General features: G+C 39.2%; 8 protein-coding genes. 3 read left to right on the top strand and 5 right to left on the bottom strand.

The genetic code is table 11. The features are described from left to right. Positions 1 to 328 precede the first annotated feature (328 nt). Positions 329 to 1,786, bottom strand: coding sequence for a TonB-dependent receptor (locus tag ACZIX2_RS08340; RefSeq protein ID WP_463339635.1), 1,458 nt, complete (start codon positions 1,784 to 1,786; stop codon positions 329 to 331). Between the two features lie 97 nt (positions 1,787 to 1,883). On the opposite strand from ACZIX2_RS08340, the gene ACZIX2_RS08345 reads away from it, so the two are divergent. Together ACZIX2_RS08345 and ACZIX2_RS08350 are read left to right on the top strand one after the other, a co-directional pair. Further along, the gene (locus ACZIX2_RS08345; RefSeq protein ID WP_463339636.1) at positions 1,884 to 2,648 is read left to right on the top strand and encodes an MBL fold metallo-hydrolase; all 765 of its coding nucleotides are present in this window, start codon (positions 1,884 to 1,886) and stop codon (positions 2,646 to 2,648) included. Positions 2,649 to 2,825: 177 nt separating this feature from the next. After that, positions 2,826 to 3,326, top strand: a complete 501-nt coding sequence (locus ACZIX2_RS08350) for a hypothetical protein (protein ID WP_463339637.1) — start codon at positions 2,826 to 2,828, stop codon at positions 3,324 to 3,326. Between the two features lie 382 nt (positions 3,327 to 3,708). Here the strand turns inward: ACZIX2_RS08350 and ACZIX2_RS08355 are convergent, their stop codons facing one another. The 4 genes from ACZIX2_RS08355 to ACZIX2_RS08370 all read right to left on the bottom strand — a co-directional run bounded on the left by ACZIX2_RS08355 (position 3,709) and on the right by ACZIX2_RS08370 (position 8,369). Further along, a complete protein-coding gene (locus ACZIX2_RS08355; protein ID WP_463339638.1) occupies positions 3,709 to 4,347 on the bottom strand; it encodes an alpha/beta hydrolase in 639 nt (212 codons plus the stop codon). A gap of 488 nt (positions 4,348 to 4,835) precedes the next feature. Then, positions 4,836 to 5,156: a DUF4870 domain-containing protein gene (locus tag ACZIX2_RS08360; protein ID WP_463339639.1), complete on the bottom strand. Its 321-nt coding sequence runs from the start codon at positions 5,154 to 5,156 to the stop codon at positions 4,836 to 4,838. 12 nt (positions 5,157 to 5,168) lie between these two features. Next, positions 5,169 to 6,419 carry a dihydroorotase gene (locus ACZIX2_RS08365; protein WP_463339640.1) on the bottom strand — a complete coding sequence of 417 codons (1,251 nt, stop codon included), beginning with the start codon at positions 6,417 to 6,419 and terminating at the stop codon, positions 5,169 to 5,171. 21 nt (positions 6,420 to 6,440) lie between these two features. Beyond that, positions 6,441 to 8,369 (bottom strand): BatA domain-containing protein, encoded by a 1,929-nt coding sequence (locus tag ACZIX2_RS08370; RefSeq protein WP_463339641.1) that lies wholly within the window; start codon positions 8,367 to 8,369, stop codon positions 6,441 to 6,443. Between the two features lie 672 nt (positions 8,370 to 9,041). On the opposite strand from ACZIX2_RS08370, the gene ACZIX2_RS08375 reads away from it, so the two are divergent. After that, a complete protein-coding gene (locus ACZIX2_RS08375) occupies positions 9,042 to 10,163 on the top strand; it encodes a lactonase family protein (RefSeq protein WP_463339642.1) in 1,122 nt (373 codons plus the stop codon). Positions 10,164 to 10,368 lie beyond the last annotated feature (205 nt).

Raw genomic sequence — 10,368 nt, forward strand, 5'->3', positions numbered from 1 at the left:
GAAAAAAGTGTTCAGTGTTCAGTAATCAGTATTAAGTATTCAGTGTTAAGTGAGTATTTTTGATTAGTATTGGCTAATTACTATTCACTATTCACCATTCACTATTCACTATTAAGTGAGTATTTCTGATTGGAATTGGCTAGTTACTAATTACTATTCACTAATTACTATTCACCATTCACCATTCACTATTCACTATTAAGTGAGTATTTCTGATTGGAATTGGCTAGTTACTTATTACTATTCACTATTCACCATTCACCATTCACCATTCACTATCTAAAAAAAACCAAGTCTATCAAATAAACTTGGTTTTGTAAGTATACCGTTAAGATTGCAGTACTTTATCAGGGTGATAGCCAAACAAATGTTTCTTTTTGATGATTTCGGCCACACCTTTAGGGAGCATACTTTCCCAACCAGGTTTGCCTTGGCTGATCATTTTAAGGACTTCTCTGGAGAATACTTCCAATATGGTAGGATCGTATTCGGTAATGTCTTCTACTTTGCCGTTGAATTTGAAGAATTTGTACAATTCTTTCATACGAGGGTGTACTTTTAGATTGTCTGAGGTAATGATTTCTCCGTTTTCGCCCAACATAGGGTATAAGAAGACTTTCAAATCACGGTAGAATAATTTACCAAAAGCTTCGAGTATTCCACCGCTCAAATGACGGTAATATTTCTCGTCAAAGATATCAACTAGGTTGTTTACCCCCATGGCCAATCCCATTCTTGCTTTGGTATAATTGGCAAAATATTCCACTACTTTGTAGTATTCTTGGAAATTAGAAATCATTACAGTTTGCCCCAAAGAACACAACAATTCTGCACGATCCATAAAATCTCTCTCGTCAATTTCACCATCAGAACGCAAGTTCGATAAGGTGATTTCGAAGATAACTTGAGTGTTTTCTTTGACTACTTTGTTTTCGTCTAAAAACATTTTTATAGAGTTTTCGTACATGTCCATGTTTACTTTGGTTACTGGACGGAAACTACCTCTAAAAGCCAAAATGTTTTTCTTGTACAGTACAGCAGCCGGTAATACATTCATTCCTTCAGGGTTGAACATTACGGCATCGGTCATGCCATTTTTAACCAATTGCAAACTCATCAATCGGTTGTCTACCTCGCTAAAACGGGGTCCTGAAAAATTGATGGTGTCGATTTCCAATTGATCTTTGTCGAGGTGGTCATACAAATAACGCAACAGTTTTTTAGGATCATTGTATTTGTAAAAGGCACCATAAATTAGGTTAACCCCCAAAATCCCTAAAGTTTCTTGTTGCAAACGCGAATCGTTTTCTTTAAAACGGATGTGAAGAATGATTTCGTTGTAGGCTTCGTTAGGGTCCAGTTGATAACGAATTCCGACCCATCCATGTCCTTTAAATTGTTTGGCAAAATCGATGGTGGCTACCGTATTGGCATAACTGAAAAACAATTTGTTAGGGTGTTTGGCGCGACTCAATCGTTCTTCTATTAACTCCCCTTCAAAGGTTAACATTTTCTTGAGGCGACTTTCAGTAACGTAGCGACCGTCTTTTTCTACGCCATAAACGGCATCACTAAAGTCTTTGTCGTAAGCCGACATGGCCTTGGCTATGGTTCCCGAGGATCCTCCAGCTCTAAAAAAATGGCGAACCGTCTCTTGTCCTGCACCAATTTCTGCAAACGTTCCGTAAATATTCTCGTTGAGGTTGATGCGTAAGGCTTTGTCTTTAATCGAAGGGATTTGTTCTATAAACTTATCGCCTTTGAGTTTGATTTTGTGTGTGTCCATTAGATTAGTAATAGTGGTGTTTTTGCTACAAAGTTAATTAAATCGATTTCGAAATGAATCATAAATAATTCTATTTTTGTAAAAAAATTATACTGCATTGACTATCTATTTTTTAGGCACAGGCACTTCTCAAGGCATTCCAATTATCGGGAGCACACATCCCGTATGTAAAAGTACTGATACTAAGGATAAAAGGCTCCGGGTGTCCCTCTGGATCGCATGGGAAGGCCATTCGTACGTAATCGATTGCGGTCCCGATTTTAGGCAACAAATGTTGGCTTCCAATTGCCAGAAACTAGATGGTATTTTGTTTACCCACGAACATGCCGATCATACCGCCGGATTAGACGATATTCGCCCTTTCAATTTCAAACAGGGACCCATGCCAATTTATGCTCAACAACGAGTAATTGACAATTTAAAGAAACGATTCGATTATATCTTTGAAACCGAAAACCGTTATCCCGGTGCACCCTCAGTACGTACCATTGAAGTGGTGTCGGATCAAAATTTTACATTAGGCGATAAAACCGTGATACCTGTTAAAGTGTGGCATGGTGATCTGGAAGTGTTGGGGTACCGACTGGATAATTTTGCCTATTTGACCGATGTTAAAACGATACCGGAATCCGAATTTGATAAACTACAAGGATTAGAGATTTTGGTAATCAATGCGTTGCGTGTAGAACCCCACAGCACTCACTTTAACCTGCAAGAAGCATTGGATTGTATCAAGCAATTACAGCCACAAAAGGCCTATCTGACGCATATCAGTCATTTGTTAGGTTTTCATGAAGAAGTGCAAAAAATGTTGCCAGAAAATGTATTTTTGGCCTACGATAATTTGTCCATCACCTTGTAAAGCATCACCATGCATCGAGTGGAGAAAAGCACAGTCTAAGTCAGGAAAAATAAAATCAAAAGAGACTGAAAATCAATTAAATTGTAATTTATGAAACGCTCAATCTAATTCGTGTTGAAATATAGGGATAGGATTATGGGCGTTACATTTTACCCAAAAAACAAATAAGACAAACAAATGAAACAATCTTTCTTGCTGTACGGTTTAATTTTAGCAATTTTATTCAATGTGTATACGTATGTGTATTTGAGTAAAGAATTGAAATTTGAACAAGAAAAAAATAAAGTAGCTACTGAAAAGCATAACGCTAAAGTGCAAAAGCTACAATTGGAAATAGAGGAAGCGAATTACTTTTCGTTGGCCAAAAACGAAAATGCACAAAATTATTTTGAAGCCACCAATCCTAATAAATCCATTTTGGTTGAAAAATTAATTCCGGTGGTTACTGAAAAGTTATTAGACTTTAATGCCAATCCAAAAGGCAATCCCTATACTGGGCAAGACGCTATTGGCGCCAATAAATTTGTAATCAACAAAGTGCGCTTGTTGAACCATCGTTGGATCATAGCCGATTTCAGTGATGGCGAATATTGGGGAGAAGTACTGTTGAAGTATTTTGTCAATGACGACGAATCCATCAGTTTTGAAGTACAACAATCGTTATTGTACAATAAATAATGGTGTCAAGGCTAACTTTTATCAGAGTTAAAAATAATCCCGAAGCCTTGTAATAAACAAAACTTCGGGATGTAATCTTTCACTAAATTGTGCCCCTGTGTAGTTTATGCTGAGCGAAGCCGAAGTACAGTCGAAAGCTAACCTCTACCCGTCATCCTGACTAGTTTATGCTGAGCGAAGCCGAAGTACAGTCGAAGGCTAACTTCTAACCTCTAACTTCTAACCTCTAACCTCTAACTTCTAACCTCTAACTTCTAATATCTAACCTTTAGCCGTCACCCTGAGTAGTTTATGCTGAGCGAAGCCAAAGTACAGCTGAAGAGCTAATCACCAATTACTAATTACTAATCACTTCTCACTTCTCACTTCTCACCATTCACTCTTACAACCACTGCTTAAAATCATAAAAATTCTGTGGCGAAACCCCATGACCTACTGGGTATTCTTTGTAGGTAACTGCTACCCCAAGTTTTTCTAAAAACGGTGCCGTTTTTCTGGCCCATTCTACAGGGATTACTTGGTCTACGGTGCCATGAGAGGCAAAAACACGCAACCTATGAAGGTCGTTTTTTAAATAGTCTTCGGTCAATAGCTCCGGATTCAAGTAGCCACTCATCGCGACAATCTGTTTTATTTTTTCGGGATACGACAAAGCGACGGCATAGCTCAAAATGGCGCCTTGGCTAAATCCGATTAGGGTGACTTGATGGGGATCTATAGGATACTGTTGTTTTAATTCTTCTAAAAAAGTAACAATCAAATCTCGTGAAGCACGAGCCTGTTCGTTGTCGGAAAATTTGTTTTGATCGGCATCAAAATTAATGGCATACCAAGCATAGCTACCGTATTGTAAGTCAAATGGCGCTCGTGCAGATATGATATAATAATGATCGGGGAGTTCAGGGGCAAAGGAGAACAAATCGGCCTCGTTACTGCCGTATCCATGCAATAATAGCAATACGGGATTTTGGGGTAAGATGACAGTAGGTTCTTTTATTTTATAGTCTAGCGATAGCTTCATACAAGAATAATATGGAATGGATTAATAAATAGGTGTCGGCAAAAAAATAGTTCCGACCTTGGATTCGTGCAAAAATAAGCACGATTCAGTCGGTAACAAAGCGTTGACCTACTTTTTTCGTGCCATGAAATTATCCGTTACAATGCCTTTTGAAGCAGAAACTTCTGAAAGCAATCTTTTTTTTCTTTATGTGTATTGTGGTTAATAAGGATTATTCCCAAACTGCTGTAGGCTACTCTCGTTCCATTTGTCTTCCCAACAATGAAGGAATTTCCTCAACGAGAAGCAAACCAAAGAGAGAATAAAATCTGAAGTAGCTCTTAAAAAGGTAATTTTTATTGATAACCGTAACCTTAAAACTTAAACTTCTAACCTCTAATTTCTAACCTCTAATTTCTTACATCTAACCGTCACCCTGAGCGCAGTCGAAGGGCTAACTTCTAATTTCTGCCTTCTAATTTCTGCCTTCTAATTTCTAACCTCTAACCTCAAATATTTTTAAAAATCTTTTGAAATTGCGCGCCCAAAAGTGGTACTTCTTTGGTTTCTCCTTGTAAAGCAGCAATGAAACCATAAATCCATAGCACAAAATAAAAAAGATAAAAAGCAGAAGAAATCATCCAACTATCAAAATAGCCAATGAAATACCCAATTAAAAAAAAGGAAGCAAAAATACCTAGCGCCTGACGTATGTGAAATGAGGCAAAAGGATCTTTCTTTTCTGTATTCATAAAAATGGCAATGACGGCGCCAATAATCGTAAGGTAACTTACTATAGCAATGTTTTTTCCTTCTTTAGTAACTATCATTTTTATAATTTTTTAAGATAAAACCATTTGATGCTCACGGATACATCCATACACTTTGCCTTGGAGCACTTGTCCTAAAAAGGCCGAGTTTTGGGATTTGGAAAGTATAGAAGCTTTGGTAAATACGGAACTTCCCTCAGGTGTAAAAAGGGTTACATTGGCCTTTTGTCCCTCAACGATACTAGGGGTGTCGACTTGGAAAAGCGTTCTGCCATAAGTCAGTTTTTCTATGACTACATCTAAAGGTAACACGTTGAGTAAAGCTCCAAAAGCACTTTCTAATCCTATCGTGCCATTTTTGGCGGTGTCAAATTCCATTTTCTTATGTTCAATATCGATGGGGTTGTGGTCTGTAGTAATCACGTCGATAGTGCCATCGAGCACACCAGCAAGTAAGGCTTGCCTGTCGGATTCGCTTCGCAATGGCGGGCTTACTTTGTATCGCGTGTCAAAGCCATCCAACACGGCATCGGTCAACACCAAATGGTGTACGCTTACACTACAGCTTACGGCTAGTCCTTTGGCTTTGGCCTCGCGAATCAAAGCTACAGACTCGGCCGAAGACAGGGTAGGAATGTGTAGTTTTCCACCAGTATATTCCAATAAAAAGAGGTTTCTAGCAATATGAAGCGTTTCGGCCAAACTCGGGATGCCTTTCAGTCCTAAACGGGTGGCGGCAACACCTTCATGAACCAATCCGTTGCCTTTAATTTTTTCATCTTGGCAATAAGCAATAACTAAACCATCAAAATCTTGTACGTATTGTAAAGCTATTTTTAGCAAATTGGCATTTTCTAAACTTTTGTTATAATCACCAAAGGCAATTGCACCCGAATTTTTCATATCGTATAATTCGGCCAAATCTTTTCCCTCACTATTTACGGTCAAAGCGCCTATTGGATAAAGGGCGGTAAGTGTATTTTGGGCTTTGTGTTGTACAAAATGTATTTGCGCTTGATTGTCAATAACAGGAAAAGTATTGGGTTGAAGTGCGATACCTGTAAAACCACTTTTGGCAGCTACTTCCAGCCCATGTACTAAGGTTTCTCGGTCTTCAAATCCAGGTTCCCCGAGCGAGACACTGCTGTCAAACCAGCCAGTAGATAGGTGAAGATTTGGAAATTGAAGCACTTGAGCTTCAGCATCTTCTAGGTTTGGGCTTATTTTTTGAAGGAGACCATCTTGAATTAAGACATCCATAACTTTTTGATGGTAAGGGCTTTTGCTGTCAAGAATAGTAGCGGATTTAAGTAGGATTTTCATGGAGTGAGCTCAGTATTATACTTATTTTACAAATCGGATGATGGCCATTTCTATCAATAAAAAGGCTAGGGCAAAGATAAGAAACCATTTCCAAAGATAGGAATCTGTGGTGTCGGTTTCTAAGGTTTGAAACACCGTTTTTATACTGTTTTCGGTTTTAAAATGACTCGGAACAGCAATGGGACGTGTGGTAAGATCACTTTCTGTTCGGGCATAGTTGAAACTCAAACGATCTAAGGCTTTGTTTTTGTGGTAAATCGAATAGTTACCCGCCTGCTTAGGCAAGGCCCCAAAATGACAACGTACTTTTCCATCGGCCAGTTGTTGTAAGGGGATAAAAGATTCGGTAGAACCTTTCACTTGCAAAACACCTGATTGATCTAAGGCTGCGGGGACCCAATAGGGACGATCATCACCTATGGTAATAGCGCGCATAGCAGTAGTTTGCTTGTCGATACCCATTTGATAAAATACAGGAACTATCAAAGGCGATTGCTGAAAGTTGGAATTCACTGTATTGATGGGAGCGGCAAACACATATACACGGCCATTTGATTTGGAGAGGGCAGTCAGAAATACACTTTCGTCATCATAGGAGAGTACACTTGGATACCGACTGTTCAAGGCAAAACCTTGTTCGATTTTTGGGTATTCAAAATTGCGGACACTACGTTCAAACACGCCTTTGAAAAGCGGGTGGTTGAAATGAATGGTGCTGATAGGTTTTGATTGAGGTGCCATGGGGAGCAGTTGCAACTGTCCAAAGCGCTTCAAAAAACTATTCATGGATTCCAAGGGAGTGGCTAGGGAGGGGATAATAATAAGATTCCCTCCTTTTGTAACAAAGGAAAGTAAGGTAGTTTGTAGGGCTTGCGGAAGCACGTCTAATTCGTTAAGCACTACGGTGTTTTGCTGTTCTATGAGGTTGTAATCTAAGGTCTTGAGTTCAGAGGAGACCATTTGAAAGGCGTCAGACGTGAAAATCCGACTTAAGAATTCATTCTTTTGGGCTGTGCCTAGGCACAATACGCGGGTTTTGGGTTTGTCGGCAAGACTAAAATAGTAGGTGTCATCATAGGGCAAGCCTGTATGGGTCAGTTTAGCGTAACCGTGAAACGGTTGTTGTCGTAACGTAAAGTGTACCGCTTTTTTGGGGGCATCCATTCGTATCATCGATTGGGCTACCAACTGATTTTCGTTGTAGATGGCAACAGCAACGGGCGATTGATCTTGTCCGTAGCCTTGTAGTTGTACCGTCAAATCATAGAAATCTTCCGAAGTGGGAGCTACAAACACACTGTCAATACTTATGTTTTTAGTGTGCTCTGCCTCTGGCTGTATCCAAAATACCTGATCTTCTTTGGGAAGGGGCATCCATTTTGAAACGGCGGGTTCTAATCCGTCAGTGATGATGAGAATCTCCTTAGGAGCGGTTTTATGGGTAGCATATATTTTTTGTAATTGCAACTGACTATCAAATGCTGTGGCGCTATAGGGAAGTTGTTGCAACTCTTTTTGTATCGAAGCTTTGTCGGTGTGCCAAAAGGCAGTTTCGTTAGTGAGCAATGAAAAAGTGGCATTAGCAGGGGTATTCTCTAACAGGTCTTGTATGGCTCGTTGTAACAACTCGCCGCGATTGCCCTTGGCTTGCATGCTGAATGAATTGTCTAAGATGATATACAATTCTTTAGTTGTTTTTGATCTAGTAGGGTCTTCCCAAAAAGGTTGGGCAAAGGCTAAAATCAGAAAAAATAACAAGAGTAACCGACTCGCTAATAGCAATCGTTTTTTGATTTTGGAACTTTTTCTGGATTCAACGGATAGCTGTTGTAAAAAGCGAACATTGGTAAAATACTCCGTCTTAAATCGCCTGAGTTGAAACAAGTGGATCAAAAGGGGAACCAACAGAAAAAATAAAAAGTATAAAATTTCAGGATGTTTAAACTGCATACTATGGCTGGCTTTGGATATAAAATGGAGTGGCTATGGAACAAAAGGTGGTTTACCCATAGTTATCACCATTCAAAAATACGAATTTGAACGATGTTTTTATGAGATTTTTTTGAAAGTTTAGAGTCTAGTTTCAAGGGTACGCACCCGATGCTTGAAATCAGTAGCAAATCTATGCCCAAAGCATCTTTTTTGTCTAAAAAAAACGCCAAACCCCAAGCTAATAGCTAACCGCTAACCCACACTTCTCACTTCTACCCGTCACCCTGAACGAAGTCGAAGGGCTAACTTCTCACTTCTAATATCTAATATCTAATTTCTCACTTCTACCCGTCACCCTGAGCGAAGTCGAAGGGCTAATTTCTCACCTCTAACTTCTCACTTTTAACTTCTCACTTCTAATATCTAATATCTAATTTCTCACTTCTACCCGTCACCCTGAGCGAAGACGAAGGGCTAACTTCTCACTTCTCACTCTTCACTCTTCACTTCTCTTAAACGTAGCCGAAAAAAAGCCTCCAAAAACAAATGGGTTCCTAAGGTTAAGATTATAAATTATTGTTTATTTTCGCGCCTCAAAAAAGGATTTCAATGCAACGTCCACGAAAGAATCATTAACCCATTGGGTAATGTTTTTGACATTCCATTTTCCTGTAAAAAAAAAATAGACAGATGAAGATAAAATTTATTTTATTGGCTTTAAGTGTGTTTTGTACGACGGCACAGGCACAACAGGATTTATATCATTTAGTAGTAGGTACTTATACAAAATCTTGCGAAAATAAAGGGATTTATAATTATAAATTCGATGTGATATCGGGCAATTCCTTATTGCATGGTACTACGGTCAACATTCAGAACCCTAGTTTTGTAGCCTTGTCGCCAGACAACAAATATTTATATGCGGTAAACGAAACAGGAGCCAATAGTACGGTAACTTCCTTTAGCTACGATGGTAAAGCGGGTAAAATGATAGTGTTGAACAAGCAAGCTACACAAGGAGCCAATCCGTGTCATATTATTACCGATGATAAAAACGTCATTACGGCCAATTATTCTGGAGGGAACATTACGGTGTTTTTTAAAAATGCCGATGGTAGTATCACCGATGCCAAACAAGTGATTCAGTTTTCGGGCAATGGCCCAAATACGGCACGTCAGGAAAGTGCCCACTTGCATATGGTAGCCTTTTCTCCTGATAAAAAGTATGTGTTAGCGGTAGATCTTGGGACAGATAAAATTTATGTATACCAATACAATGCCGATGCTAGTAAAGACATCTTAACCTTTAAAGGAAGTGTCAGTGTACGTGCAGGTGGAGGGCCACGTCATCTAACTTTTGATGAAGAGGGAAAAACGGTTTATGTATTAAATGAATTGGACGGAGGGCTGTCTGTATTTAGTTTCATCAAAGGCGAATTGAAGTTGATTGAAGATACCTCGGTGATGCCTAGGGACTATCAAGGCGATTTTGGTGCAGCGGCTATTGGACTTTCTCCAGACGGTAAGTTTTTATATGCCACCAACAGAGCACAAGCCAATACGATTTCTGTTTTCAAAGTATTGAAAAATGGTCGATTAGAATGGGTTGATACGACAAGTACTTTGGGGGTTGGTCCGCGTAGTTTTACCATCGATCCAACGGGAAATCTTTTATTGGTAGCCAACCAAAAAAGCAATGAAGTGGTGGTGTTCAGAAGGGATAAAAATTCTGGAAAATTAACCGATACCGAAAAACGAATCGCTGTTTGCGAACCCGTTTGCTTGTTGTTTGAACCCCGATTAAAGAAATAAGAATACAACAAAATAGAGGCGTAAGCCTCTTTTTTTATCTCTAATCCTTACACTTCCAACTTCTATCTTTTTCTTCGTCACCCTGAGTAGTTTATGCTGAGCGAAGTCGAAGTACAGTCAAAGGGCTAACGTCTAACCTCTAACCTCTAACGTCTAACCTCTAACTTCTAACTTCTAACCTCTAACTTCTAACTTCTAACTTCTA

Source organism: Flavobacterium riviphilum (genome assembly GCF_055231795.1).

Bases quoted from the DNA above. Each gene is read 5' to 3' on its own strand.
- ACZIX2_RS08355 (WP_463339638.1), bottom strand. From the start codon at position 4,347: ATGAAGCTATCGCTAGACTATAAAATAAAAGAACCTACTGTCATCTTA.
- ACZIX2_RS08350 (WP_463339637.1), top strand. From the start codon at position 2,826: ATGAAACAATCTTTCTTGCTGTACGGTTTAATTTTAGCAATTTTATTC.
- ACZIX2_RS08375 (WP_463339642.1), top strand. From the start codon at position 9,042: ATGAAGATAAAATTTATTTTATTGGCTTTAAGTGTGTTTTGTACGACG.
- ACZIX2_RS08370 (WP_463339641.1), bottom strand. From the start codon at position 8,369: ATGCAGTTTAAACATCCTGAAATTTTATACTTTTTATTTTTTCTGTTG.
- ACZIX2_RS08340 (WP_463339635.1), bottom strand. From the start codon at position 1,786: ATGGACACACACAAAATCAAACTCAAAGGCGATAAGTTTATAGAACAA.
- ACZIX2_RS08360 (WP_463339639.1), bottom strand. From the start codon at position 5,156: ATGATAGTTACTAAAGAAGGAAAAAACATTGCTATAGTAAGTTACCTT.
- ACZIX2_RS08365 (WP_463339640.1), bottom strand. From the start codon at position 6,419: ATGAAAATCCTACTTAAATCCGCTACTATTCTTGACAGCAAAAGCCCT.